This window comes from Pseudomonas sp. B21-032 (genome assembly GCF_024748965.1).
GTDB lineage: Bacteria > Pseudomonadota > Gammaproteobacteria > Pseudomonadales > Pseudomonadaceae > Aquipseudomonas.
In genome coordinates this window covers 4,662,059-4,687,647 of the sequence record NZ_CP087180.1, presented here as the reverse complement: position 1 = coordinate 4,687,647, position 25,589 = coordinate 4,662,059, and the positions used below count along the sequence as shown (strand labels likewise).

Annotated in this window: 18 protein-coding genes; 8 read left to right on the top strand and 10 right to left on the bottom strand. The window is 63.5% G+C overall.

Going from position 1 to position 25,589, the window contains the following annotated elements; translation table 11 throughout:
* The first annotated feature begins 28 nt into the window (after positions 1-28).
* From LOY54_RS21580 to LOY54_RS21565, 4 genes are all read left to right on the top strand, one after another.
* On the top strand, positions 29-1,243 hold the full coding sequence (locus LOY54_RS21580; RefSeq protein WP_045197651.1) for an efflux RND transporter periplasmic adaptor subunit: 1,215 nt from the start codon (positions 29-31) through the stop codon (positions 1,241-1,243).
* Positions 1,244-1,256: 13 nt separating this feature from the next.
* Positions 1,257-4,421, top strand: a complete 3,165-nt coding sequence (locus LOY54_RS21575) for a CusA/CzcA family heavy metal efflux RND transporter (RefSeq protein ID WP_258607862.1) — start codon at positions 1,257-1,259, stop codon at positions 4,419-4,421.
* Between the two features lie 100 nt (positions 4,422-4,521).
* The gene (locus LOY54_RS21570; RefSeq protein WP_093380064.1) at positions 4,522-5,850 is read left to right on the top strand and encodes an OprD family porin; all 1,329 of its coding nucleotides are present in this window, start codon (positions 4,522-4,524) and stop codon (positions 5,848-5,850) included.
* Positions 5,851-5,948: 98 nt separating this feature from the next.
* Positions 5,949-6,146, top strand: coding sequence for a hypothetical protein (locus tag LOY54_RS21565; RefSeq protein WP_045197655.1), 198 nt, complete (start codon positions 5,949-5,951; stop codon positions 6,144-6,146).
* 73 nt (positions 6,147-6,219) lie between these two features.
* On the opposite strand, the gene cmoB is transcribed toward LOY54_RS21565, so the two are convergent.
* The 7 genes from cmoB to LOY54_RS21530 all read right to left on the bottom strand — a co-directional run bounded on the left by cmoB (position 6,220) and on the right by LOY54_RS21530 (position 17,152).
* Positions 6,220-7,176 carry a tRNA 5-methoxyuridine(34)/uridine 5-oxyacetic acid(34) synthase CmoB gene (gene cmoB, locus LOY54_RS21560; protein ID WP_093380066.1) on the bottom strand — a complete coding sequence of 319 codons (957 nt, stop codon included), beginning with the start codon at positions 7,174-7,176 and terminating at the stop codon, positions 6,220-6,222.
* On the bottom strand, positions 7,173-7,916 hold the full coding sequence (gene cmoA / locus LOY54_RS21555) for a carboxy-S-adenosyl-L-methionine synthase CmoA (protein WP_045197658.1): 744 nt from the start codon (positions 7,914-7,916) through the stop codon (positions 7,173-7,175). Before cmoA ends, cmoB begins: the two co-directional genes overlap by 4 nt.
* A gap of 85 nt (positions 7,917-8,001) precedes the next feature.
* Positions 8,002-8,394: a protease inhibitor I42 family protein gene (locus LOY54_RS21550; protein WP_045197660.1), complete on the bottom strand. Its 393-nt coding sequence runs from the start codon at positions 8,392-8,394 to the stop codon at positions 8,002-8,004.
* Between the two features lie 96 nt (positions 8,395-8,490).
* Positions 8,491-10,911 (bottom strand): endopeptidase La, encoded by a 2,421-nt coding sequence (gene lon, locus LOY54_RS21545; protein ID WP_045197662.1) that lies wholly within the window; start codon positions 10,909-10,911, stop codon positions 8,491-8,493.
* 135 nt (positions 10,912-11,046) lie between these two features.
* On the bottom strand, positions 11,047-13,455 hold the full coding sequence (locus tag LOY54_RS21540) for a glucose/quinate/shikimate family membrane-bound PQQ-dependent dehydrogenase (RefSeq protein WP_258607860.1): 2,409 nt from the start codon (positions 13,453-13,455) through the stop codon (positions 11,047-11,049).
* 30 nt (positions 13,456-13,485) lie between these two features.
* A complete protein-coding gene (locus LOY54_RS21535; RefSeq protein WP_045197666.1) occupies positions 13,486-14,844 on the bottom strand; it encodes a carbohydrate porin in 1,359 nt (452 codons plus the stop codon).
* A 253-nt stretch (positions 14,845-15,097) separates the two neighbouring features.
* Positions 15,098-17,152, bottom strand: coding sequence for a TonB-dependent receptor (locus tag LOY54_RS21530; protein WP_258607858.1), 2,055 nt, complete (start codon positions 17,150-17,152; stop codon positions 15,098-15,100).
* A 197-nt stretch (positions 17,153-17,349) separates the two neighbouring features.
* Between LOY54_RS21530 and LOY54_RS21525 the strand changes: the two genes are divergently transcribed.
* Positions 17,350-17,571, top strand: a complete 222-nt coding sequence (locus LOY54_RS21525; protein WP_045197670.1) for a VF530 family DNA-binding protein — start codon at positions 17,350-17,352, stop codon at positions 17,569-17,571.
* Between the two features lie 70 nt (positions 17,572-17,641).
* Entirely contained in the window at positions 17,642-18,229 is a 588-nt protein-coding gene (locus LOY54_RS21520) for a Pr6Pr family membrane protein (protein WP_249744434.1), read from the top strand.
* 9 nt (positions 18,230-18,238) lie between these two features.
* Here the strand turns inward: LOY54_RS21520 and LOY54_RS21515 are convergent, their stop codons facing one another.
* Positions 18,239-19,006, bottom strand: coding sequence for a siderophore-interacting protein (locus LOY54_RS21515; RefSeq protein ID WP_258607856.1), 768 nt, complete (start codon positions 19,004-19,006; stop codon positions 18,239-18,241).
* The gene (locus tag LOY54_RS21510) at positions 19,003-19,572 is read right to left on the bottom strand and encodes a PadR family transcriptional regulator (RefSeq protein ID WP_045197676.1); all 570 of its coding nucleotides are present in this window, start codon (positions 19,570-19,572) and stop codon (positions 19,003-19,005) included. Before LOY54_RS21510 ends, LOY54_RS21515 begins: the two co-directional genes overlap by 4 nt.
* A gap of 225 nt (positions 19,573-19,797) precedes the next feature.
* On the opposite strand from LOY54_RS21510, the gene LOY54_RS21505 reads away from it, so the two are divergent.
* Complete coding sequence (locus tag LOY54_RS21505; protein WP_045197678.1) at positions 19,798-20,292, top strand: C40 family peptidase; 495 nt, start codon at positions 19,798-19,800, stop codon at positions 20,290-20,292.
* Here the strand turns inward: LOY54_RS21505 and LOY54_RS21500 are convergent.
* Positions 20,289-23,423, bottom strand: coding sequence for a transglycosylase domain-containing protein (locus tag LOY54_RS21500; RefSeq protein WP_258607854.1), 3,135 nt, complete (start codon positions 23,421-23,423; stop codon positions 20,289-20,291). The genes LOY54_RS21505 and LOY54_RS21500 overlap by 4 nt on opposite strands.
* 437 nt (positions 23,424-23,860) lie before the next feature.
* Here LOY54_RS21500 and LOY54_RS21495 point away from each other — a divergent pair, with 437 nt between their 5' ends.
* Positions 23,861-25,282 (top strand): amino acid permease, encoded by a 1,422-nt coding sequence (locus tag LOY54_RS21495; RefSeq protein ID WP_045197680.1) that lies wholly within the window; start codon positions 23,861-23,863, stop codon positions 25,280-25,282.
* The last annotated feature ends 307 nt before the right edge of the window (positions 25,283-25,589 follow it).

The following is a 25,589-nucleotide window of genomic DNA, read 5'->3' as shown; positions in this document are numbered from 1 at the left end:
TCACCCGACACTTTGCTGAGGAACCTGCATGAACAACAAGTCCATCACGCTGCTGGTCGCGGCCCTGCTGCTCGGCCTGGGCCTGGGCGTGCTGCTGGCGCGCCAGGGCGGCCCGGTTGCCGCCGCCCCTGCCGCCGCCCACGCCCATGCCGAAGGCGATCATGAGGAAGAAGAACATGGCCAAGCGGAACAAGCCGAAGAAGGTCATGAAGAGGAGGGCGCGCTGACCCTAAGCCAGGAGCAGATAGATCTCGCCGGTATCGAGCTGGCCGCCGTTGCCCCGCGCCAACTGCAGCGCAGCCTGGCACTGCCCGGCGAGATCCGTTTCGACGAAGACCGCACCGCGCACCTGGTGCCGCGCGCAGCCGGGGTGGTCGAGTCGGTCGCCGTGGTGCTCGGCCAGCAGGTCAAGGCTGGCGATCTGTTGGCGGTGATCGCCAGCCCGCAGATCTCCGAGCAGCGCAGTGAACTTGCCGCCAGCCAGCGCCGCCTGGAACTGGCGCGCAGCAGCTACCAGCGCGAGAAGGACCTGTGGCAAGAGGGGATTTCCGCCGAGCAGGATTACCAGCAGGCGCGCCAGGCCCTGCAAGAGGCAGAAATCGCCCAGGCCAATGCCCGGCAGAAGATCAGCGCCCTGAGCGGCAGTGTGGTGCTGGCCGGCGGCAACCGCTACGAGTTGCGCGCACCCTTTGCCGGGCAAATCGTCGAGAAGCACTTGGTGCCGGGCGAGGTGGTCAACGAAACCAGCGCCGCCTTCACCCTTTCGGACCTGTCGCGGGTCTGGGCGACTTTCGGCGTGGCGCCCCGTGACCTGCCCAAGGTGCGCGCCGGCATGCCGGTGACCATCGTTGCCAGCGAGCTGGGCCAGCAGGTGAGTGGCACGGTTACTCATGTCGGCAGCCTGCTCGGTGAACAGACCCGTACCGCCGCCGTGCGCGTCACCCTCGACAATCCGCAAGGGGCCTGGCGCCCCGGCTTGTTTGTCGCAGTGCAGGTGCCCACCGAGCAGTATGCCGCCGCCCTCAGCGTACCGGACCAAGCCCTGCAGACCCTGGAAGAAAAGCCCACGGTGTTCGTGCGCACTGCCGAAGGCTTTATCGCCCAGGCGGTTGAGCCGGGCGCCAGTGCCAACGGTTTCGTCGAGATTCGCAAGGGCCTGCAAGCCGGCCAGCAAGTAGCGGCGCAGGGCAGCTTCATCCTCAAGTCGGAGCTGGGCAAGGCCAGCGCCGAACACGCCCACTGACCGGGAAGCTCACATGTTCGAACGCCTCATACAATTTGCCATCGAACAGCGCCTGATGGTGCTGCTGGCGGTGCTGCTGATGGCTGGGCTTGGGGTTGCCAGCTACCAGAAGCTGCCGATCGACGCCGTGCCGGACATCACCAACGTCCAGGTGCAGATCAACACCCAGGCCGCGGGCTTTTCGCCGCTGGAAACCGAGCAACGCATTACCTTCGCCATCGAAACCGCCATGGCCGGCTTGCCGGGGCTGGAACAGACCCGTTCGCTGTCGCGTTCGGGTCTGTCGCAGGTGACGGTGATTTTCGAGGAAGGCACCGACCTGTTCTTTGCCCGGCAACTGGTCAACGAGCGCCTGCAGCAGGCGCGTGAACAATTGCCCGAAGGCGTTGAAGCGGCCATGGGGCCGATCTCCACCGGCCTTGGCGAGATCTTCCTGTGGACCGTCGAAGCCGCTGACGATGCGCGCAAGACCGATGGCAGCCCGTACACGCCGACCGACCTGCGCGAGATCCAGGACTGGATCATCAAGCCGCAACTGCGCAACGTGCGCGGGGTGGCGGAGATCAACACCATCGGCGGTTTCGCCAAGGAATACCAGATTGCCCCAGACCCCAAACGGCTGGCGTCCTACAAGCTGACCCTGGGCGACCTGCTCACCGCCCTTGAACGCAACAACGCCAACGTCGGCGCCGGCTATATCGAGCGCCGCGGCGAGCAGTTGCTGATCCGCGCGCCGGGGCAACTGGCCGGTCTCGATGACATTGCCAATATCGTCCTGGCCAACGTCGACGGCACGCCGATCCGCGTGCGCAACGTCGCCGAAGTCGGTATCGGCCGTGAGCTGCGCAGCGGCGCGGCAACCGAGAACGGCCGCGAAGTGGTACTCGGCACGGTATTCATGCTGATCGGCGAGAACAGCCGTACAGTGTCCCAGGCGGTGGCGCAAAAGCTGGTGGAGATCAACCGCTCGTTGCCGCCAGGGGTGAGCGCGATCACCGTCTACGACCGCACCAACCTGGTCGACAAGGCCATTGCCACGGTGAAGAAGAACCTCATCGAAGGCGCGATCCTGGTCATCGTCATTCTATTCCTGTTCCTCGGTAACATCCGTGCGGCGCTGATCACCGCCATGGTCATCCCGTTGTCGATGCTGTTCACCTTCACCGGCATGTTCAGCAACAAGGTCAGTGCCAACCTGATGAGCCTGGGCGCGCTGGACTTCGGCATCATCGTCGATGGCGCCGTGGTGATCGTTGAAAACGCGATCAGGCGCCTGGCCCATGCCCAGCAGCATCACGGCCGCCTGCTGACCCGTTCCGAACGCCTGCACGAAGTCTTCAATGCCGCCCGCGAAGCGCGCCGGCCGCTGATTTTCGGCCAGCTGATCATCATGGTGGTGTACCTGCCGATCTTTGCCCTGAGCGGGGTCGAGGGCAAGATGTTCCACCCGATGGCCTTCACCGTGGTCATCGCCTTGCTCGGCGCCATGCTGCTGTCGGTGACCTTCGTGCCGGCGGCCATTGCCCTGTTCGTCACCGGCAAGGTCAAGGAAGACGAAAACCTGCTGATGCGCAGCGCCAAGCGTGGCTATGCGCCGCTGCTCAAATGGGTCATGAGCCATCGCCCGCTGGCGTTCTCCCTCGCCGCGATTACCGTGCTGCTTTCGGGTGTGCTGGCCAGCCGCATGGGCAGCGAGTTCGTGCCGAGCCTGAGCGAGGGCGACTTTGCCCTGCAGGCCCTGCGCGTGCCCGGCACCAGCCTGAGCCAGTCGGTGCAGTTGCAGCAGCGCCTGGAGCAAAGCGTGCTCAGCCAGGTGCCGGAGGTAGAGCGGGTGTTCGCCCGCACCGGTACCGCTGAAATCGCCTCGGACCCGATGCCGCCGAACATTTCCGACAGTTACGTGATGCTCAAGCCACAAGCGCAATGGCCCGATCCGGGCAAGAGCCGCGAGCAACTGATCGCCGATATCCAGCGTGCCAGCGCGCGGGTGCCGGGCAGCAACTATGAGTTGTCGCAGCCGATCCAGTTGCGCTTCAACGAGCTGATTTCCGGGGTGCGCAGTGATGTCGCGGTGAAGGTGTTTGGCGACGACATGGCGGTGCTCAACAGCACTGCGGCGAAGATCGCCAGTACCTTGCAGGCGGTGCCGGGCGCCTCGGAAGTGAAGGTCGAGCAGACCTCGGGGCTGCCGGTGCTGACCATCGACGTTGACCGCGACAAAGCCGCGCGCTATGGGCTCAACGTCGGCGATGTGCAGGACACCATCGCCGTGGCCGTCGGCGGCCGCCAGGCCGGGACCTTGTATGAAGGCGATCGGCGTTTCGACATGGTGGTGCGCTTGTCCGACACCCTGCGTACCGATATCGACGGCCTTTCGCAGTTGCTGATACCGGTGCCGGCCAGCAGTGGCAGTGGCGGCCAGATCGGCTTTATCACCCTTGGCGATGTCGCCAGCCTTGAGCTGGTGCAGGGCCCCAACCAGGTCAGCCGTGAAGATGGCAAGCGCCTGGTGGTGGTCAGCGCCAACGTGCGCGGTCGCGATATCGGCTCGTTCGTCGACGAGGCGGCGGCGCGCATCGACAGCCAGGTGAGCATTCCGGCCGGTTACTGGACCCGCTGGGGCGGTCAGTTCGAGCAGTTGCAGTCTGCTGCTCAGCGCCTGCAGGTAGTGGTGCCAGTGGCGTTGCTGCTGGTGTTCGGTCTGTTGTTCATGATGTTCAACAACCTCAAGGACGGGCTGCTGGTGTTCACCGGCATTCCATTCGCCCTGACCGGCGGGGTGGTTGCCCTGTGGCTGCGGGATATCCCCCTGTCGATCTCGGCGGGCGTGGGCTTTATTGCCCTGTCTGGGGTCGCGGTGCTCAACGGCCTGGTGATGATTGCCTTTATCCGCGGCCTGCGCGAGCAAGGTCGTTCGCTGCACCAGGCGATCGACGAAGGCGCACTGACGCGTTTGCGCCCGGTGCTGATGACTGCCTTGGTGGCATCCCTGGGCTTTATCCCCATGGCCCTGGCCACCGGCACCGGTGCTGAAGTGCAGCGACCGCTGGCCACTGTGGTGATCGGCGGCATTCTCTCGTCGACGGCGCTGACCCTGCTGGTACTGCCGGCGTTGTATTACTGGGCGCACCGCAAGGATGAAGAGCAGGAGGTCGCATCCGAGGTGACGAAACTGTAATTCGCCGCTCATCTTCGGGTTATTCAGCCCTTGTCAGGATACCCAAGGCGCCCGCATTGCGGGCGCCTTGGGTATCTCTGCCAATAATCAGGAGTTGAAGATGGGGAACAAATCCACAGCCTGTTTTACCGGCGCCCTGGCCCTGGCCAGTTGTGCGACCGCCAATGCCGTCAGCCAGCCCGCAGGCGGGGGCTTTGTCGAAGACAGCAGCCTGACGGTGCTCAGCCGTAACTTCTATTTCAATCGCGACTACCGTAACGGTGAGCAATCGCCTACCGGCAAGGCCGGTTACGCCGAGGCCTGGGCCCAGGCCTTTATCGCCCGCTTCGAGTCAGGTTACACCGAGGGCACGGTCGGTTTTGGCCTGGATGCCCACGCCATGCTCGCCCTCAAGCTCGACAGCGGCGATGGCCGCAGCGGCGGGCGCAGTTCGTTCGACATGCTGCCGGTGGACCGCAATGGCGATACCGCCAGCAACTTCAGCAAGCTCGGTGGCGCGATCAAGGCGCGCTTGTTCGACACCGAGCTCAAGTTCGGCGACGTGTTCCCGACCACTCCGGTGGTGCATTTCGGCGACTCGCGGCTGTTGCCGGAAAGCTTCACCGGCTGGACCCTGGAGAACACCAGCCTGGCCGGCCTGAAAGTGCAGGGCGGGCGCTTGCATGCCATGAGCCAGCCGCTGTCGAGCAACAACCGCGACGGCTTCGTGACTTTCTACGCCGGCCCCGTGGATTCGCCCTGGCTGGGCTATTTCGGCGGCGATTACCAGGCCACCGACAACCTCAGCCTGAGCCTCTACAGCAGCCGCCTGAAGGACGCCTGGGACCAGTACTACGCCGGAGTCAGCTACAAGTACCCGATCACCCGCGACCTCACCGGCTTCACCAGCTTCAACTACTACAAGGCCAAGGATGAGGGCCAGCAACTGCTCGGCACGTTCGACAACGACATCTGGAGCGCCCGCGTCGGTGTCAGCTACGGCGCCCACACCCTGGCCTTGTCGCACCAGCGCAACCAGGGTGACAACGATTTTGACTACCTGCGCCAGTCCGACTCGATCTACCTCGACAACTCGATCCAGTACAGCGACTTCAACTCGCCGAAAGAGCGCTCGTGGATGCTCCGTTACGACCTCGACATGGCCGCTTATGGCGTGCCGGGCCTGTCGTTCATGAGCCGCTACGGGCGCGGCAGCGGCATTGATTACTCCGATGCCAACGGCGTGTACATGCGCCGCGATGCCGAGGGCAACCCGCTGACCGGGCAGAAGCGCTGGGAGCGCGATATCGAGGCGAAGTATGTGGTGCAGTCCGGCAGCCTCAAGGACCTGTCGCTGCGCGTGCGCCAGGCCACGACCCGGGCCACGGCATTCGAATCGGACCTCGATGAGGTGCGCCTGATTGTCGAGTATCCGCTGAGCGTGCTGTAAGGCGAATCTTGCAGCACTGTAATGTCCGCCTCACCTTGGCGTTAGCTTGCCCCCCGTAAGATTGAACTGTCCTGAAATTCAATCACGAGGTGAGCAACATGAGCCTGAACAAGTATGTGCTGATGGCCGTATTGGCCCTGGGCAGTAGCGCGGCACTGGCCGAAGGCGGGGCGGAGCGTTCCAGGCAGTTCTGGGAAAACTTCCGCCTCAGCCAGGAGCAGATTCACGGCAAGAAGGACCAGGCCGTGGCCGAGTCCGAACGTGAGAGCAAACAGAAGCAGGTCGCCAAAGAGTAGCTCCGTTCACCTTGGAAGCTCCCCAGCTCCTTTGGAAAAGGTGAATCTTCGGCGCCCGTTACGGGCGCCTGTTTTACTTGCGCGCCACCAGTACGGCGCGGCGCGGCGCTGGCAGGCCTTCGATGGTGCGGCTGTGGTCGTCGGGGTCGAGGAAGTCGCTGAGCGACTGGTAGCGCATCCACTCGGTGCTGCGTTGTTCTTCGATGCTGGTGGTGCTGACATCGACGCAGCGCACATCGCTGAAACCGGCGCGGCGCAACCAGCGCTCCAGGGCCGGTACCGACGGCAGGAACCAGACGTTGCGCATTTGCGCGTAGCGGTCTTCCGGCACCAGCACCTGGTTTTCGTCACCTTCGATCACCAGGGTTTCCAGCACCAGTTCACCGCCCTTGACCAGGCAGTCCTTGAGCGCCAGCAGGTGCTCGATGGGCGAGCGGCGATGGTAGAACACGCCCATGGAGAACACTGTGTCGAAGCCTTCGAGGTTGGCCGGCAGGTCCTCCAGGGCGAACGGCAGGTGCCAGGCCGGCAGCTGCGGCAGGTAGCGCTGCACCGCCTGGAACTGGCAGAAGAACAGCCAGTTGGGGTCGACGCCGATGACGCTGTCGGCTCCGGCGCCGAGCATGCGCCACTGGTAGTAACCATTACCGCAACCGACATCCAGCACCCGCTTGCCCTTGAGGTCCAGGTGCGGGGCGACGCGCGACCACTTCCAGTCCGAGCGCCATTCGGTGTCGACGTGCACGCCGAACAGGTCGAACGGCCCCTTGCGCCACGGCGACAGGCCCATCAGCGCCTGCTGCATGCGCGCGCGGGTGTCGTCGTCGCAGTCGCAATCGAGGTTGAGGCCGTTTTGCAGATCGATGCGCGTGGGTTCCAGCACTGGCAAGGCATCCAGCGCCGCTTGCCAGCGTTCCAGGTCGCCATGACCTTTTGCCATCTTGGCGTCGAGTTGCGCTTGCAGGCCTTGCGCCCATTGCGCCAGGGGGGTGCCCGCCAAGCGGCGGACCAGGGGGGACAGATCAATCATGGCAGGGCAATCAACGAGGCAAAGTTAAGGCATTGGAACCAGGGCACAACCTTGGAGAAACCCGCCGCCAGCAGGCGCTGGCGGTGTTCTTCGAGGCTGTCGGGCTTCATCACGTTCTCGATGGCGCTGCGCTTCTGGGCAATTTCCAGTTCGCTGTAGCCATTGGCGCGCTTGAAAGCCACGTGCAGGTCGGTGAGCAGCGCGTGTTCATCAGCGTCTTCGAAGCGCAACTTCTCCGAGAGAATCAGCGCACCGCCCGGCAGCAGCGCCTGGCGAATACGTGTGAGCAGCTCCAGGCGTTGTTCGGGGGCGATGAACTGCAGGGTGAAGTTCATCGCCACCACCGAGGCCGGCTGGAACTCAAGGGCAAGGATGTCACCTTCGATCACCTCGACCGGCAACAGCTCCTGGAACATCGAGTCCTGGGCATTGAGGTACTGCCGGCAGCGCTCGACCATGGCCGCCGAGTTGTCGATGGCAATCACCCGGCAACCATCGCTACGCACATGCCGGCGCAGCGCCTGGGTCACCGCGCCGAGCGAGCTGCCCAGGTCATACAGGGCCGTGCTGGGCTGGGCAAACTGGGCGGCGAGCACGCCGAGGTTCTCGACAATGGTCGGGTAACCGGGCACCGAACGCTTGATCATGTCCGGGAACACCCGCACCACGTCTTCGTTGAAGGCGAAGTCGGGCACCTGGCCAAGGGGCTGGGCGAAAAGGCGGTCGGGTTCTTTGCTCACGGGGGCAATCCAGGCGTTGGGCGGTAAAAGGCCGGCATTTTAGCCAAACTGGCGTCAGGATGCATGGCCCGCTGACCAGCGCGGCCTACTTGACCGTGATTGCGCAGTCGAAGGTCTGCACCGGGCGCACTTCCGGGGCCCAGGGTTGCTGGTAGACCAACAGCAGATGGCCTTCACCGGCGCCCTGGGCCTGGAAACGCCACACCGATTGCCCGGCGCTACCGACGATGCCGGCATCTTCCGGGTGGCTGTAGACCTCGGGGCCGAGGCTACGCAGGATGCCTGCGGCCGGGTTCTGCACCAGCCAGCGATAGCCGGTGCTGGGGTTGCTCGGCAGGGTCAGGGTGAGGTTCTGGCCGTTTTGCAGTTGCAGCGGGCAGTCGGCCTGGTTGTCCAGTTCGACGTTGTGCACAGGTTTTTGTGCGCAGGCAGCTAGCAGGGCAAGGCCCAGGGGAACGAGCAGGCGGGCGGCAGTCATGATGGCTCCGGATAGGCGACGATAGCGCAGCATAACCGAAGATGATCGCGGGGCAAGCCTACTCCACAGCAGGAGCGGGCCGGCCCCGCGAAGGGCTTAGAACAACACCTTCGCTACATCACTGAAGCGCTTGGCGAAGTGCACGCTCAAACCCTCCTTGAGGTAATCCGGCAATTCTTCGAAATCACCGCGGTTGGCTTCCGGCAGGATCAGCTCGAAGATTTTCTGCCGCCGCGCCGCAATCACCTTCTCGCGCACCCCGCCAATCGGCAGGACCTTGCCGGTCAGGGTCAGCTCGCCGGTCATGGCCACGCCTTTCTTCGGCGCCTGGTCGCGCGCCAGCGACAGCAGCGCACTGGCCATGGTCACCCCGGCGCTGGGGCCGTCCTTGGGCGTGGCGCCTTCGGGTACGTGCAGATGAATGAAGGCCTCGTTGAAGAAGCTCGGATCACCGCCATATTGCTTGAGGTTGGCGCTGACGTAGCTGTAGGCAATTTCAGCGGACTCTTTCATCACCTCACCCAACTGGCCGGTGAGCTTGAAACCACGATTGAGGGTGTGGATGCGCGTCGCCTCGATCGGCAGGGTGGCGCCGCCCATGCTGGTCCAGGCAAGGCCGGTGATCACGCCTTTGCCGGTCAGCACCTGTTCGCTGCGAAACACCGGCATGCCCAATGACGTTTCGAGGTCCTTGGGGCCGATCTTGATCTTTTTCTCGGGATCTTCGAGCAGTTGCACCACGGCCTTGCGCACCAGCTTGCCCAGCTGTTTTTCCAACTGGCGTACCCCGGCTTCGCGGGCATAACCCTCGATCACCGTGCGCAAGGCGCTGTCGCTGATGCTCAGGCTGGTCTTGGCCACCCCGGCCTTTTGCAACTGCTTGGGCCACAGGTGGCGCTTGGCGATGGCCAGTTTTTCTTCAGTGATATAGCCGGACAGGCGGATCACTTCCATGCGGTCGAGCAACGGCCCGGGGATCGAGTCGAGGGTGTTGGCGGTGCACACGAACAGCACCTTGGACAGGTCCAGGCGCAGGTCCAGGTAATGGTCGAGGAAGTCGACGTTCTGCTCCGGGTCGAGGGTTTCCAGCAGCGCCGAGGCCGGGTCGCCCTGGTAGCTCTGGCCCATCTTGTCGATCTCGTCGAGCATGATCACCGGGTTCATCACCTCGACGTCTTTCAGCGCCTGCACCAGTTTGCCCGGCTGGGCGCCGATGTAGGTGCGGCGATGGCCCTTGATCTCGGCCTCGTCGCGCATACCGCCGACGCTGAAACGGTAGAACGGTCGGCCCAGGGATTCGGCAATCGACTTGCCGATGCTGGTCTTGCCAACCCCCGGCGGGCCTACCAACAGCACGATGGAGCCGCTGATCTCGCCTTTGTAGGCACCCACGGCGAGGAACTCGAGGATGCGTTCCTTGATGTCATCGAGGCCGGCGTGATGCTGGTCGAGCACCTTGCGCGCGTGCTTGAGGTCGAGCTTGTCCTTGCCGTAGACACCCCAGGGCAGGGCGGTGGCCCAGTCCAGGTAGTTGCGGGTGACGGCGTACTCGGGCGAGCCGGTCTCGAGGATCGACAGCTTGCCCAGCTCTTCGTCGATGCGCTTTTGTGCGGCTGCGGGCAGGGTCTTGCCTTGCAGACGCTGCTCGAATTGTTCGAGGTCGGCACTGCGGTCGTCTTTGGTCAGGCCCAGCTCCTGCTGAATGACCTTGAGCTGCTCCTTGAGGAAAAACTCGCGCTGGTGCTCGCCGATCTGCCGGTTGACCTCGGCGGAGATCTCGTTCTGCAGGTGCGCGACTTCGACCTCTTTACGCAGCATCGGCAGGACTTTTTCCATGCGCTTGAGCATCGGTACGCAGTCGAGCACTTCCTGCAGCTGATTGCCGGTGGCCGAGGTCAGCGCCGCGGCAAAGTCGGTCAGCGGCGACGGATCGTTGGGACTGAAGCGGTTGAGGTAGTTCTTCAGCTCTTCGCTGTACAGCGGGTTGAGCGGCAGCAGCTCCTTGATCGCGTTGATCAGGGCCATGCCGTAGGCCTTGACCTCGTCGGTCGGCTCGCTGGGTTGATGCGGGTACTCGACCTCGACCAGGTAGGGCGGGCGATGGTGCTTGAGCCAGGTACGGATGCGCACCCGGGTCAGGCCCTGGGCGACGAACTGCAGCTTGCCGTTCTCGCGGCTGGCGTGGTGAACCTTGACCAGGGTGCCGTACAGCGGCAGGGCCGAGGTGTCGAAATGACGGTGGTCTTCTGGTGGCGTGTCCATGAAGAACAGGGCCAGGGAGTGGTGCGGGGTCTTGGCGACCAGGTCCAGGGTTTCGGCCCAGGGTTCTTCATTGACGATTACCGGCAATACTTGCGCGGGGAAGAACGGGCGGTTGTGGATCGGGATGATATAGACCTTGTCCGGCAGCTGTTGGCCCGGCAAAGCAAGGTTATGGCCGCTGTTTTCGGCGGCTTCAAGATGCTCGACTTCGGCGTTTTCCTCGGGACGTTCCGGTAGATCCTGCTGATCGCTCATGGCGCACCTGCTCAATGACTATGGTGCTTAGATGGGGCGGGTGGAGCAAAGATTCAAGCTTCAAGCCACAAGCCGCAAATGAGGAGCGCGGTACTTGCAGCTTGAAGCTTGCAGCTTGCAGCTTGCAGCTAAGGCCTACTCAGCCAGTTTGTAAGCGATTACGTAATCGCCCATCTTGGTACCCAGCGAGCCGTGACCACCGGCGGTCACCAGCACGTACTGCTTGCCGTCCTTACCGGTGTAGGTCATCGGCGTGGCCTGGCCACCGGCCGGCAGGCGCGATTTCCACAGCTCTTTGCCGGTGTTGCTGTCATAGGCACGCAGGTACTGGTCCAGGGTGCCGCTGAGGAAGCCCAGGCCGCCGGCGGTGACGATCGAGCCGCCCATGCTTGGCACGCCAATCGGCAGGCCGATCGGGATCGGCGAGCTGTCGCGGCTGGTGCCGTTCTTATGCTTCCACACCACCTGGTTGGTGGTCAGGTCGATACCGGCCACGTAACCCCAGGCTGGCGCCTGGCACGGTACGCCCAGTGGCGACATGAACGGGTGCATGATCACCGCATAGGGTGCGCCGGTGTTCGGCTGCACACCGCTGGTTTCGCTCTCGCGCTTGCTGCCGGCGGCGACTTCGGCGCGCGGCACCATCTTCGAAACGAAGGCCATGTAGTTGGGGCTGGTGAACAGCAACTGGCGAACCGGGTCGACCGAGACGCTGCCCCAGTTGAACACGCCGACGTTACCCGGGTAGACCAGGCTGCCCTGCACCGACGGTGGGGTGTACTGGCCTTCGTAGCGCAGTTCGCGGAACTGGATACGGCAAAGCATCTGGTCGAACGGGCTGGCGCCCCACATGGCCTGTTCGGTCAGGTCCGGGCCGAGCAGGTTGAGGTCCGAACGGGCCTGGGTTGGCGCGGTATGATCGCCTTCGACCGCACCTTGCGGTACCGGGATTTCGCGGATCGGCACGATCGGCGTACCGTCGCGACGGTCGAGCACGTACAGGCTGCCTTGCTTGGTCGGGGCGATCAGCGCAGGTTTGACGCCGTCTGCGGTCTTCAGGTTGAGCAGGGTTGGCTGGCTGCCGACGTCCATGTCCCACAGGTCGTGGTGGGTGAACTGGTAGTTCCAGCGGACTTTGCCGTTGGCAAGGTCCAGCGCAACGATACCGGCGCTGTACTTCTCGGCGCCCGGGGTGCGATCAGCGCCCCACTGGTCGGGGGTCTGGTTGCCCAGCGGGAGGAAGACCATGCCCAGTTTCTCGTCGACACTGGCCAGCGACCACATGTTCGCCGAGTTGCGGCTGTAGGTCTTGCCCGGCGCCAATGGTGCGGTGTCGTCCGGGTTGTTGCTGTCCCAGTTCCATACCAGGCGGCCATCGTGCACGTCGTAGGCGCGGATCACCCCGGACGGCTCGTTGGTCGACTCGTTGTCGGTGACATGGCCGCCGATGATCACCAGTTCGCGGGTGATCGCCGCAGGCGAGGTGGAGTAGTAACCGCCGGCGGTGAACGGGCCGATGCCGGTGGTCAGGTCGATCACGCCCTGGTTGCCGAAACCTTCACAGACCTTGCCGGTGTCGGCGTTGAGGGCGATCAGACGGGCGTCGGCGGTCGGCAGGTAGAGGCGACGCGGGCAGGCGACGGCAACGGCCTGGCCGGCATCGCTGATTTTCGGCGCCGGGCTACCGTCAACGTTGACGTAGTTGTTTTCGTCGTAATACGACACACCACGGCAGGTCATGTGGGCGAAGCCCTTGAAGCCCACCGGGCTCTTGATCTGCGGGTCGAAACGCCAGATTTCGGCACCGGTGTCCGGGTCCAGGGCCAGCACCTTGCTGTGGGCGGTGCAGGCGTACAGCTTGCCGTTGACCTTCAGCGGGGTGTTCTGGTTGGTCAGCTCGACCGGGTCGTTGTCGGTCGGCAGGTCGCCAGTGCGGATGCGCCAGGCTTCCTGCAGTTTGTGCACGTTCTGCGGGGTGATCTGGCGCAGCGGCGAGTAGCGGTCGCCGAATTCGGTACGGCCGTAGGCCTGCCACTCGCCATCCGGCATCTGTGGCGCGGTGCTGCTCATCTCGGCGCTTTCACGGCCCAGCTCGCCCTTGATTTCACCCGGGTGGGTGAACTGGCTGGCCACTGCAGTAGCGCCCGACAGCACTACGGCCAGGCTCAGCAGGCCGCTGTTGACCTTGGACGGGTTGCCCAGCAGCGGGCGGCGTGCCCACGGCAGCAGCAACACCACACCCAGGGCGAACCACAGGGCCAGGCGCGGCACCAGCTGCCACCAGTCCAGGCCGACTTCCCACAAGGCCCACAGCGTGCTACCGAGCAGCACCAGGCCATACAGGCTCAGGGCGTTGCGGCGCAGGGCCAGCAAGAGGATGCCGGACAGGGCGAAGCCGATGCCGGCGATCAGGTAATACAACGAACCGCCCAACTGGCTCAGTTTGATACCGCCAGCCAGCAGGGCCAGGCCCATCAGCAACAACAGCACACCGATCAGTCGCGGCAGCCAGCGGGTTCTACTCAAGGCACCATCAGTGCTCATCGTGTGTTCTCCGTTAGGTGAAAAGGGTGGTTAGAAACTGCTCTGGATCTTGATCCCGCCGATCAGCGCGTCATCGACCTGGCTCACGCCACCGGGGTGGCGGATGTACTGCAGGTTCGGGCGCACGGTCAGCCAGTCGGCCAGGTGGATGCCGTAGTACAGCTCGGCGCTGTATTCGGTGTCCTGGATCGGACGGAACAGGGAGTCGTTGAAGTCGCTGACGTCGCGGGCCTGGTTGATGGCCTGGGCGTTCTTGCGGTAGGCAGGGTTGACGTGCACGCGTGCCAGGGCGAAACCGATGTCGTCCTTGGCGCGGGCATCGAAGGGCCCCTTGTACACCACACCTGCCTGAACATAGTTGTCGATGGCATTGGTCTTCTTGTCGTGCAGCGTGGCGTTGGCGAATACGCTCAAACCACGCGAATGGTCAGATGCCAGCGACGTCACCTGTTGCTGGGCACCGAGCCAGAAGCCGTGCTTGCTCGAACTGCTGCGGTAAGCCTGGCCGCTCAGTGCTGCCGGTTGATCGTTGCTGTCCTTGTAGACATCGCTTGCCTTGGCATTACTGTAGTAGTAACCGGCGCGATATTCCCCTTTCAGGCCATTGACCGCCGGGCTCCACACCAGTTCGACCGGAATCACCGCGCCCTGGGTGCCGCTGCCGCTGAGCTTGAAGCCGTTGCCGCGATCGAGGTTGGAAGGGTTCTGCTCGTAGGCGCCGATCTGCGCGTACAGCTCGGGAGTCAGGTTGTACTTGACCCGCAGGGCCCACTGGCTGACCGGCCAGTTGTACCAGATGTCACCGACCCAGTTGCCCACCTGCGAGCCGCAGAACGCCAGGTTCTGGAAGTCGCACGGGAAGCTGTTGAAGTCCTCGCCCTGGCCGAAGCGGCCGAATTTCACATCCAGCGCGCCGTCGAAGTATTTCTGCTTGATCCACATCTGCGTCAGCCGCCAGGTCTGGCCACGTCCCCAGACTTCCTGGGCCGAGGTAAAGCCGCCAACGCGCGGGTCGTTGATGCGGTCATTACTGATGTTGTTGCCGTGACGCTCGGTGACCGTCAGCTGGAACTCGGCATCATGCCAGCCAAGGATCTTCTGCAGGTCCAGGTGGGTGCCGAGGGCGAACTGGTCGCTGTAGCGCGCGGTCTTGTCGTTGTCATGGCCGCCGTGCAGGTTGGCGCCCATCTCGCCGGTATAACCGAGGGTGAAGTCGTAGCCGCGTTCAGCCAGCTCCGTGCGGGTGCCGCCCCAATCGCCAAGCATCCATGGCGAGTCGCTGGCGAACATCGCCGCGGCCTGGGCGCAAGGCGCGAGGCTGGCGATGGCCAGACCCGAAAGCAGTGTCCGGGTGGCGGGGGAAAAGCGGAAACGATCGTTCTGAGGCATGAGATAGCGCTATCTTTTGATTATTGAAAAAACGGCAAGGCCACCGAGTTCCGAGGATCATCGGCGATAAAGCTGCAGGGAAATAGACTGAAGCGGTTCAGCTTGCGGCGGGGAGGATATAGCTGAACTTGTAAGAAAAAAAGTCAATTCAGCAAGAGGCACCGTTGCCGGATTGGTAACAGTGCGGTTGAGGCAGGCGACTCTGATCCGCTGTGGGAGCCAGCAAGGCCGGCGCCCACAGGGGGCTATTGCTTTAGAAGGTGGTACGCAAGCCGACTTCGACACTGCGCCCTGGTGCCGGGGCGATGTCACGCAGGATCGAACTTGAGTAGCGCACGGTCTGGTCGGTCAGGTTCTCGCCCCGGACGAAGGCCAGCCACTGGCTCTGGCCGATATCGAAGCGGTAGCCGACGCTGGCGCCGAGGGTGGTGTAGCCGTCGGTGCTGGTCTCGTTGGCCGGTTTCTTGTGCTGGGCGCTGGCGTGCTGCACGTCCACCCGCGCCTGCCAGCGATCCAGTTCCCACAACAGGCCGCTGTTCAGGCGCAGCGGGGCGATGCGCGGCAGGTCCTCGCCGGTGTCGAGGTTCTTGGCCCGGGTATAGTCACCGGACAGCTCCAGGGCAAAGCTGCCATAACGGTTCTGCGCCAGTTGCCAGCGGTCCTGGGCCTCGATGCCGTAGAAGCGCGCGCGAACCCCGTGGTAGAGGTATTCGGGTACATCGCCGCCGTGGTCATGATCATGGTCGTGATCGTGGTCTTCATCGCCGTGATCATGGTCGTGGCCTTCGCGCAGGTTGCCGCTGGCCAGCAGGCCGATGTAATTGCGAAAGTGGCTGTAGAACACACCGACGCTGCCCTTGTGCGTGCCGTTGTCGAAGCGCAGGGCCAGGTCGCTGGAGATGGCTTTTTCCTTGCTCAGGTTCGGGTCACCGACCTCGTAGGTGCCGGTGGCGACGTGGGCGCCGTTGGCGTACAGCTCGTAGAAGGTCGGAGCACGCTCGGTGTAGCCCAGGGTCGCGGCCAGGGACCACACCGGGGTCAGCTCGTAGACCGCGCCGGAGGACAGGCTGGCGGCGGTGAAACTGCTTGAACGATCAGCCTCGGCAAAACGTTCGCTGCCCTTGCTGTCGGGTTCGACCCGGGTGTGCTCCAGGCGCCCGCCGAGGCTCAGGTTCAGGCGTTCGGTGGCTTGCCACTGCTCGAGCATGAACAGCGCCAGGCTGTTGGTGTCGGTGTGCGGCACGAAGGCTTCTTCGCCGAGGGCGGAGAACTCGTTGCGGCTGACCTGGGCGCCAATCACCCCTTCGACCGGCCCCAGTGGCTGATGCCGCGCCTCGACCCGCGCCTCGTAGCCTTTGTTCTTGAAGGTGGTGTGCACCTCGCCGCTTTCCAGCTCGCGGTGCTGGTAGTCGGTATAGCCAAGGTCGACCTTCACCGAGCTGAACGGGCCGTCGAGGTCGCGCAACTCCGAGGCGAAGCCGTAATGATCCTGCTGCATGTCCAGGCGCACGCCCGGCTCGGCCACCGAGCCGTAGTTGGAGTCATAGCGGCTGTAGGAAAGGCCGGCATAGCCGTGATCCCAATGGTAGGAACCGCCAACGGCACCGCCGTCCTGGCGACCGTCGCTGTTTTCCAGGCGGTGCTTGCTGCCCGGTTCGTCGGCGTCGCGCACTTTCGAGCTGCGGGCGTAGCCTGGGATGCGCAGGTCATTGAACTGGCGGCTGTTGGCGTCCAGGTGCAGGGCGAAGCGGCCATCACCAGCCTCCAGTTTGCCGGCGCTGCTGCGGGTGGTGTCGGCGCCGCCATAGCGCAACTCGCCGGCGCCGTGAATGCCGTCGATGGGCGAAGTCGGAATGCGGTTGTCGAAGCTGTTGACCACCCCGCCGATGGCGTTGCCGCCGTAGAGCAGGGCGGCCGGGCCGCGGACGATTTCGATACGCTCGACGGTGGCCGGGTCCAGCGGCACGGCGTGGTCATAGGACAGCGACGAGGCATCCAGGGCGCCAACGCCGTTGCGCAGGATGCGGATCCGGTCGCCGTCCAGGCCGCGGATCACCGGGCGGCTGGCACCGGGGCCGAACCAGGTCGAGGCGACGCCGGGCTGGTTGTTGAGGGTCTGGCCGAGACTGCCTTTTTGTTGCAGGGCCAGGTCGTCGCCATCGAGCACAGTGGTGGGCGCAGCCAGCTCGCTGTTGCCCAGCGGGTTGGCGGTGATCACCTGGGGTTGCAGTTCGACAGCCTGGCTCACGGGGGACGCGAGCCAGAGCGCAGCGGCAAGGGGAGAGAGGCGCAGGGGTAAGTGACGCATGGAGGGAAGGGGTCCTTGGCAGTGTTATAGTGCTGATACAGTATAACATTACCATCAAAGATAAAACGCTCAAGCGCTGGCTAGAGCCTTTGCCCACACTAGAATGTCTGTTAGCAGCATCTGGGATGCGAAAAGTCTGAAGACTTGTAGCCGTGCCTCGGCTAAGGTGCGCACCTTTCGTTGGCTGGAGCACAGGCATGACCGCCGCTAATCAAAACCCGCTGCATGGCGTGACCCTGGAGCAGATCCTTACCGCGCTGGTCGCGAAGTACCAATGGGACGGCCTGGCTGAGCGCATTGATATCCGCTGCTTCAAGAGCGACCCGAGCATCAAGTCGAGCCTGACCTTCTTGCGCAAGACCCCCTGGGCCCGCGAGAAAGTCGAGCGCCTGTACCTGAAAATGCAGCGCGGCCGCTGAGCCGGTGAGCCGGCGCAGGCTGTTGATTGCCCTGGCTGCGTGCCTGGGCTGGAGCGCGCTGGCGATCCAGATGTACCTGCTGTTGCTGGCACGCTGGCAGGAGCAGGCGAGCCTGCTGGGCGGCCTGGTGACCTTGTTCAGTTTTTTCACCGTGCTCAGCAACACCCTGGTCGCGGTGGTGCTGAGCCACGCGGCATTCGGCCGCGAGTCGGCGCTGCGACGGTTCTTCCTCGCGCCCTGGGTCAGTTCCGGGATTGCCGCGAGCATTATCCTCGTGGGCCTGGCCTACAGCCTGTTGCTGCGGCACCTGTGGCACCCGCAAGGTTGGCAATGGCTGGCGGACGAGCTGCTGCACGATGTCATGCCGCTGCTGTTCGTGGTCTATTGGTGGTGCTGTGTGGAGAAGGGCAGCCTGCGATTCAGGCATCTGCTGGCCTGGCTGCTGTATCCGCTGGGGTATTTTGCCTACGCACTGCTGCGCGGGCATGTGATAGGTGTTTATCCCTATCCGTTCATCGATGTGGCCGAACTGGGCTATGGCCAGGTGCTTCTTAATGCGCTGGCGATTCTCGCCGGGTTTGTCGCCATCAGTCTGCTGTTGCTCGGCCTCGATCATTGGCAGGGCGGGCGCCTGGCCAAGGCCAGGACGCAACCCTGAGGCAGCCGTTCAATCGTCGTGCGGGTCGAGCTGCCAGTACGAGGCGGCTTTGATCAGGTCTTCCTTGACGCCCTTGTCATCGATCAGCAGGCGCTTGGCCTTACGCATCAGCGATTTTTCCAAGGCTACCCAGGTATACAACTGACCGCTTGGCAAGGACAGATCCTTCACTACTTCAAGCAGATCCTGCTGCTGGCGCAGAACCCAGATCACTTCGACCTGCGCGGCGCTGGCCAGTGCTTGTTGCTCCTGAGCATTCTCGATCTCGATCACTGCCAGCACCTTGCGGCCGGCTGGCAGTTTTTCCAGGCGCCGGGCGATGGCCGGGATCGCGGTTTCGTCACCGACCAGCAGGTAGCTGTCGAAGATATCCGGGACCACCAGCGAGGCCCGTGGCCCGGCCATGTTGAGCACTTGGCCGACTTGCGCCTGGGCCGCCCAGGTCGAAGCAGGGCCGTCGCCGTGCAGGACAAAGTCGATGTCCATCTCGCCGCCGGCCAGGTCGATGCGCCGCGGCGTGTACTCGCGCATGGTCGGGCGCAGGCCGTCGCGGCTGAAGTCGAGGTTGTCGAGCACGGCCTGTTCTTCTGCCGAGCAGGCGAACATCAGTTTGACGTGATCGTCGCTGCCAACGCTGGTAAAGCCCTGCAGTTCTGGCCCGCCGAGGGTGATGCGGCGCATGCGCGGGGTCAGCTCGGTGACCCGCAGCACGTTCAGGCGGCGGTGCTTGATCTCGTGGTTGACGCGGTGAATGGTGGCGTTTTCGCTAACAGTCATTCGGCTTGCTCCGTTGAGGTCGCAATGGGCCCTGCGACGATGGCTTTGGCGGTGTCGTTGAGCAGGGTGCGGACCCGCTCGATTTCTGCCGGGTTCCAGCGCCCGCTGTGCATCTGCAGGGCATGGCGCAGGTTGTGGACCGCTTCGTGGATCTCGGCCGGGCGGTCGTGGCCGCGCAGCGAACGCTTGCTGACTTCAATGCGCATGCGCACCCCGTCCAGGGCGATGGCCTGGTCGGCCAGGGATTTCTCCCCGGCTGCGGTAATGCCGTAGAGGCGCTTGCTGCCCTGGGTCTGGCCGCTGATCAGCTCGGCTTCTTCAAGAAAATTCAAGGTCGGGTAGATCACCCCGGGGCTGGGGCTGTAGCTGCCATCGAAGAGGCTTTCGATCTGGCGGATCAGGTCGTAGCCGTGGCAGGGCTGCTCGGCCAGCATCGACAACAACAGCAGTTTCAGGTCGCCTGGGGCAAACACGCGGGGGCCGCGATCGCCGCGTTCACGGCCGTGACGGCGTTCGAAGCCGTCATGCCGGTCGCCATGCTCGCGGTGGGGATGATGGTCACGCATGGGGGGATCTCCGTTTGCGTTAGATGTATCTTTAGATATTACTCAAGATATATCTTAAAGCAAGCGCGAGAATAAGAATATTTCTCATGATCAGCGTGGGACGTGCTGAATTCGTGTAGGAATGCTTAAGGTTTTTCCTACAAACGCCTCAGATTGGCTTGATCTACACCCACGGAAATCACCCCTAAGATTCGCCACGTTTTCTTCACCTGTGAGTATTTCACCGTGGCGCGTTCAATTTTTTTCATCAGCCTGCTCTGGGGGCTGTCGTTTTTTGCCCAGGCCAATTTCTCCGTTACCCAAATCGCTCGCGAGCACACGGTGCGGCACGAGCTGGAAGCCAACCTCGATCGTCTGGTCGAGCGTGCACACGAGTTGATCGGCGTGCCGTACCGCTGGGGCGGTATGTCGGTCAAGGGCGGGTTTGATTGCAGCGGCCTGCTGGTCTACCTGTTCCGTCACGAGGCCGATATCAGGATTCCGCGTACCACCGCGGCGATGCTCAAGTCCGGTGCCCGGACCATCAAGCAGAGCCAGTTAAAACGTGGCGATGCGGTGTTCTTCAACCGTAATGGCCAGGGCCGGATCGGCCACGTCGGCCTGTACATCGGCGAAGGGCGTTTCATCCACGCCCCACGGACCGGCAAGAACATTCGTATTGACTCGCTGAGCAACAGTTACTGGGCCAAAAGCTACACGACCGCCAAGCGCTTCCACTAACGCTGGACCATCCGCGGCGGCTTGCACAGGGTGAGGCTGCCTGGTTCCAGGTAGGGCATCAGGATTGGCGCCATGCCCTTGAGCACCTGCACCGGCAAGGCCGAGGTAAAGCGGAAGGATTCCGCCGCACGGCCAGGTACGAAGGCGGTGAGGGTGCCGAAGTGGTTTTCGCCGAGGTAGAACACGAAAGTCGCGGTGCGGTTCAGCGAGCGTGAGCCGATCAGCCGCCCGCCGGCACCGAAGCTTTCGATGCGGTTATCGCCGGTACCGGTCTTGCCGCCCATCACCAGCGGGGTGCCGTCGGCCAGTTTGAAGCTGCCCGACACCCGCCGCGCAGTACCGGCGTCGACCACTTGCGAGAGGGCGCCGCGCAGGGCCCGGGCAACTTCCACCGAGAGCACCCGCTGGCCGAGGTCGGGGTCGCTGGTCAGGCGGGTTTCATACGGGGTGTCGGCGGCGAAGTGCAGGGTGTCGATGCGCAGCACCGGCAGACGTACGCCATCGTTCTGGATGATCCCGATCAGCTCGGCCAGGGCTGCCGGACGGTCGCCGGAGCTGCCGATGGCGGTGGCCAGCGACGGCACCAGGTGGTCGAACGGGTAGCCGACACGTTTCCAGCGCTGATGAATATCGAGGAAGGCTTCGATTTCCACCAGGGTGCGGATACGGCTGTCGCGTGCGCCCTTGTGCCGGCTCTTGAACAGCCAGCCATAGACTTCCTGACGCTCGAAGTGGCCGGCCTCAGCCGCCTCCTGGAAGGTGGCGCTGGGGTGCTGGAGCAGGTAGCCAAGCAGCCACAGGTCCAGTGGATGGACCTTGGCGATAAAGCCCTGGTCGGGCAGGTCGTAGGCGCCCGGGCGGTAGGCTTCGTACAGCTCTTGCAGGCGTTTCTCGGTGACGGTGTTCTGCTTGGTCGCCGGGGTCTTGTTCTCGACCCGGTCCTTTTTCAGGTGCGCCTGGACGAACGCGTTGAAAGTCGCCTGGTCAGCCTCGGGAAACAGGTAGCGGTGTACTGCGGCCAGGCGGATCGGGGTGACCCGCAGGCTGTCGAGGAAGGTATCCAGGCGCTGCTGCGAAGTCTTGCGCTGGTACTTCTTCCAGAACCTGCGCAGGTAATCGGTGCCTTCCTTGTCGGCAAAGCGTGCCAGGTACTCCTGGCGGCGCGGCTCGGCATCGTCCTTGAGCAGGCTGGCGCTGTTGCCCGGCTGCTGGTAGGTGCTGTAGCGCACCAGGTCGCGCATCAGGCGAATAAACGGCAGGTTGATCGACTCGCGCAAGGCGTCTTTGAGGGTAGGGATACGGCCGTTGTCTTCCTTGCGAAAGTTGTTGAACACATGCAGGCCGCCGCCAGTGAAGAAGGCTTCGCCGGGGCTGGCGGAATACTTGCGCTCAAGGGCGGCGTTGAGCATGGCGCTGAGGTCGCGGTCCTTGTTCTGGATCAGGTAGTCGATGGCCCAGCGGGTAATGAAGTCCAGTTCCGCCACCGGGACTTTTTTCAGCTCCGCAGCCGGGGTGTTGGCGTACTTGTCGTGCAGTTCGCCGATGATTTCCAGGTAGCTGGTCAGCACCCGCAGCTTGGCGGTCGAGCCCAGCTCGAGCTTGCTGCCTTCGTTGATGTCGAACGGCTGGTCGGTGCTGTCGGTCTGCACCCGCACCCTTGAGCCGTCGGCGGTGCGTTCGAGCAGGGTGAAGCTATAGCGCACCTGGGTGGTACTGGTCGGGGTCAGCAGGCGTTCGCCGAACAGGCCCATTTTTTCCGCAAAGGCCGGGTCGGCGAGGTCCTTGAGGTACTGGCTGACCTGGCCCTGCAAATCCGACTGCAGGGTGCTGGTGGCCGACAGGTCGAGACGGTCGAGGTCGTACAGTGGCCGGCCGAGGGCCGAAGACAGCCGGCTGCGGGCAACGCTGATGCCTTTGTTGGTAACGATTGGCTGAATGGTCGGCTGGGCCACCCAGTCGCGGTAGATGGCCTTGCTGGCCAGGGCGGCGTCCGCCAGCGGCTTGTCGATGATGTTGCTGGCCGCGAGGATGCGGATGTGGCTGTCGGTCAGCAACGCCAGTTCCGCCCGGCCCTTGGACAAAAAGTGCGAGGGCCGGCGTTGAGCGATCATCAGCGACAGCACCTGGCGCAGGGCCAGGCCACGGGCGGCGAGGCTGGCCGGGTCGGTGTCGGTGGACGACAGGGCCTGGTTGACCTGGGCGAAGTCGGCGCCGTACCAGACCCGCAAGCCTTCGGCCATGCCATGCACTTCACCATGCCCGGGAACCGCCGACAGCGGCACGCTATTGAGGTAATCACGGACGATGCGCTGGCGGGCTTCCAGGGTCTGCGGGCCATCCTGATAAGCGCGCACGCTGGCAGAAATCATCTGGCGAATCTTCTCGCTGCCCGAGGCGGTCAGGCCGTCGGGCGAATGCCGGTATTTTTCCAGCTGGGTCGCCAGGGTACTGCCGCCTGCCGACTGGCCGGGCAGGGCCAGGTACTTGGCCACCTGGGTGTAGGCCGCTTTGGCGAAGCGCGGCCAGTCCACGGCGGGGTTGTTCAGTGGGTCGTCGGGGTCGAGCAGGTCGCGGTTCTCGATGAACAGCAGGCTGTGGACGATGACCGGCGGGATCGAGGCGAAGTCGGGGTACAGGTGCTGCGGGTAATGAAACTGGTACAGGGCGTCGCCCTTGCAGTCGGTAATCGACAGGCCTGCCTGAATCTTCTCGGCATAAGGCACGAAAAAGCCATGATCGACGTAGTCCATCAATGCGGGCGAAAAACGCGTCTGTTCATTGATGACGTAATCGCGCTTGAGCAGGCGCGGCAGGAATTCCCCCAGCGAGCTGTAGCCCAGGCGCTTGTCGAACGGGCCGTCGCCAGGGTAGCGGATGGCATCGCTGGGGCCGGGTTGCATGGAGTAGCTGAGGGTCGCGGCGAACTGGCTGAATTCGCGCGCCTGCAGGCGCGAAGTGCGCATTTCGACGCTGGCGGCATAGCCCAGGGCGATCAGGGCGAGCAGCAGCACCAGCCACAAAAGGCGCCACCAAAGACGGCGCTGGCGTGGGCTTTTCGGCAATGGCGAAGGTTCGAGGTGTTCAGAGGGAGCTTCCGTACTGTTCGGTTCCGATTGCCACAATGCGCCCATAGTCTTCAGCCCGGCTACGTATTTTCGTCTTGCTTGCCTGAAGCTTAGACGGTGGCCGGGTTTGGTGAAAAATTTGTAGTCAGTTGCCGGGCATTTCCTAAAAACGTGTCAGAAATGCGCCTTTGGTGGAGCTTGAATTGCCCCGTTTTGGTGCTATGTTAGCCGCCCTGTTTCCTGCAGAGGCTCTAGCACGGGGAATGCCCCTCCGTAGAAGCGGTTTTTGCCGAGAGTTCTCGCCAAATATCGCGCTTTATACAGTGAAATGCCCTGCAGGGGCCTTTCTATACTGCTCGCCCCTTTCGCTCTGCCGGTTTTGCACACCCGGCAGACGGGTCCGCTCACAAGGTGGTGCCCGGCGAGGCAGCGCATCCAGCCTATCGGCGGTGCCAGGCCTGCACGAATGGTCATATCCAATAACAAAATGAGGTTGTATTTCTATGCCAGTCGGCAACCACCCTTCTCATGGTGAGACCGCCCAGGGCGGCCCACTCAAGCGAGAACTCGGCGAACGCCACATTCGCCTGATGGCGCTGGGCGCCTGTATCGGTGTCGGCCTGTTCCTCGGTTCGGCCAAGGCCATCGAAATGGCCGGTCCGGCCATCATGCTGTCGTACATCATTGGCGGTCTGGCGATCCTGGTGATCATGCGCGCCCTTGGCGAGATGGCCGTGCACAACCCGGTAGCCGGCTCGTTCAGCCGCTACGCCCAAGACTACCTCGGCCCGCTGGCGGGTTTTCTCACCGGCTGGAACTACTGGTTCCTGTGGCTGGTGACCTGCGTGGCGGAAATCACCGCGGTGGCCATCTATATGGGCATCTGGTTCCCGGAAGTGCCGCGCTGGATCTGGGCCCTGGCGGCTCTGGGCAGCATGGGCGCGATCAACCTGATCGCGGTCAAGGCCTTCGGTGAGTTCGAGTTCTGGTTCGCCCTGATCAAGATCGTCACCATCATCGCCATGGTCCTGGGCGGCGTCGGCATCATCGCCTTCGGTTTCGGCAACGATGGCGTGGCCATGGGCATCTCCAACCTCTGGAGCAACGGCGGCTTCATGCCCAATGGCGTGACCGGCGTGCTGATGTCGCTGCAGATGGTGATGTTCGCCTACCTGGGCGTCGAGATGATCGGCCTGACCGCCGGTGAAGCGCGCAACCCGCAAAAGACCATTCCCCAGGCCATCGGCTCGGTGTTCTGGCGCATCCTGCTGTTCTACGTCGGCGCCCTGTTCGTGATTCTGTCGATCTACCCGTGGAACGAAATCGGCAGCCAGGGCAGTCCGTTCGTGATGACCTTCGAGCGGCTGGGCATCAAGACTGCTGCCGGTATCATCAACTTCGTGGTGATTACTGCCGCGCTGTCGTCGTGCAACGGCGGCATCTTCAGCACCGGGCGCATGCTCTACAGCCTGGCGCAGAACGGCCAGGCGCCGGCCACCTTTGCCCGCACCTCGAGCAACGGCGTACCGCGCAATGCCTTGCTGCTGTCGATCGCAGCCTTGCTGCTGGGCGTGCTGGCCAACTATCTGGTGCCGGAGAAAGTCTTCGTCTGGGTAACCGCCATTGCCACCTTCGGCGCGATCTGGACCTGGGTGATGATCCTCCTGGCCCAGCTGAAGTTCCGCGCCGGCCTGAGCAACGCCGAGCGCGCTGCCCTGAAGTACCGCATGTGGCTGTGGCCGCTGAGCTCCTACCTGGCGCTGGCGTTCCTGATCCTGGTGGTCGGCCTGATGGCCTACTTCGAGGAAACCCGCGTAGCCCTGTACATCGGCCCGGCGTTCCTGGTGATGCTGACCGTGCTGTACTACGTGTTCAAGCTGTCGCCAAACAGCGTGGAACAGCGCGCGGCAAGTTCGGCGTCCTGATCCTCGCGTAAGTAAAAAAGCCCGTATCCATGGATACGGGCTTTTTTTGGGCTCTTCACGGAATCCCGGGTTGGGATGTTAAGGCTGCGAGTTTATCCATTCAGTGTGGGGCTGCTGCTGGCCCCTTCCGCCTTTACGGCGGCCTACTTTTCTCTTGGGAAGAAGTAGGCAAAACCGCTTGCTCCTGCATACGGCCCTACGCTGCGCTTCGGGTCCCCTCGCTACGGCACCTTCCGGGGCATCGCGGCCTACGACTTGCTGCGCCAAGTCTACGTCTCGCGTCTTCGGCTGCCGCCGAAGGTGCTGC

Coding starts and splice junctions, on each gene's coding strand:
- lon (WP_045197662.1), bottom strand. CDS start 10,911: ATGAGCGATCAGCAGGATCTACCGGAACGTCCCGAGGAAAACGCCGAA.
- LOY54_RS21515 (WP_258607856.1), bottom strand. CDS start 19,006: ATGACTGTTAGCGAAAACGCCACCATTCACCGCGTCAACCACGAGATC.
- LOY54_RS21565 (WP_045197655.1), top strand. CDS start 5,949: ATGAGCCTGAACAAGTATGTGCTGATGGCCGTATTGGCCCTGGGCAGT.
- LOY54_RS21525 (WP_045197670.1), top strand. CDS start 17,350: ATGACCGCCGCTAATCAAAACCCGCTGCATGGCGTGACCCTGGAGCAG.
- LOY54_RS21575 (WP_258607862.1), top strand. CDS start 1,257: ATGTTCGAACGCCTCATACAATTTGCCATCGAACAGCGCCTGATGGTG.
- LOY54_RS21570 (WP_093380064.1), top strand. CDS start 4,522: ATGGGGAACAAATCCACAGCCTGTTTTACCGGCGCCCTGGCCCTGGCC.
- cmoB (WP_093380066.1), bottom strand. CDS start 7,176: ATGATTGATCTGTCCCCCCTGGTCCGCCGCTTGGCGGGCACCCCCCTG.
- LOY54_RS21510 (WP_045197676.1), bottom strand. CDS start 19,572: ATGCGTGACCATCATCCCCACCGCGAGCATGGCGACCGGCATGACGGC.
- LOY54_RS21530 (WP_258607858.1), bottom strand. CDS start 17,152: ATGCGTCACTTACCCCTGCGCCTCTCTCCCCTTGCCGCTGCGCTCTGG.
- LOY54_RS21535 (WP_045197666.1), bottom strand. CDS start 14,844: ATGCCTCAGAACGATCGTTTCCGCTTTTCCCCCGCCACCCGGACACTG.
- LOY54_RS21500 (WP_258607854.1), bottom strand. CDS start 23,423: ATGGGCGCATTGTGGCAATCGGAACCGAACAGTACGGAAGCTCCCTCT.
- LOY54_RS21580 (WP_045197651.1), top strand. CDS start 29: ATGAACAACAAGTCCATCACGCTGCTGGTCGCGGCCCTGCTGCTCGGC.
- LOY54_RS21520 (WP_249744434.1), top strand. CDS start 17,642: ATGTACCTGCTGTTGCTGGCACGCTGGCAGGAGCAGGCGAGCCTGCTG.
- LOY54_RS21540 (WP_258607860.1), bottom strand. CDS start 13,455: ATGAGCACTGATGGTGCCTTGAGTAGAACCCGCTGGCTGCCGCGACTG.
- LOY54_RS21495 (WP_045197680.1), top strand. CDS start 23,861: ATGCCAGTCGGCAACCACCCTTCTCATGGTGAGACCGCCCAGGGCGGC.
- LOY54_RS21550 (WP_045197660.1), bottom strand. CDS start 8,394: ATGACTGCCGCCCGCCTGCTCGTTCCCCTGGGCCTTGCCCTGCTAGCT.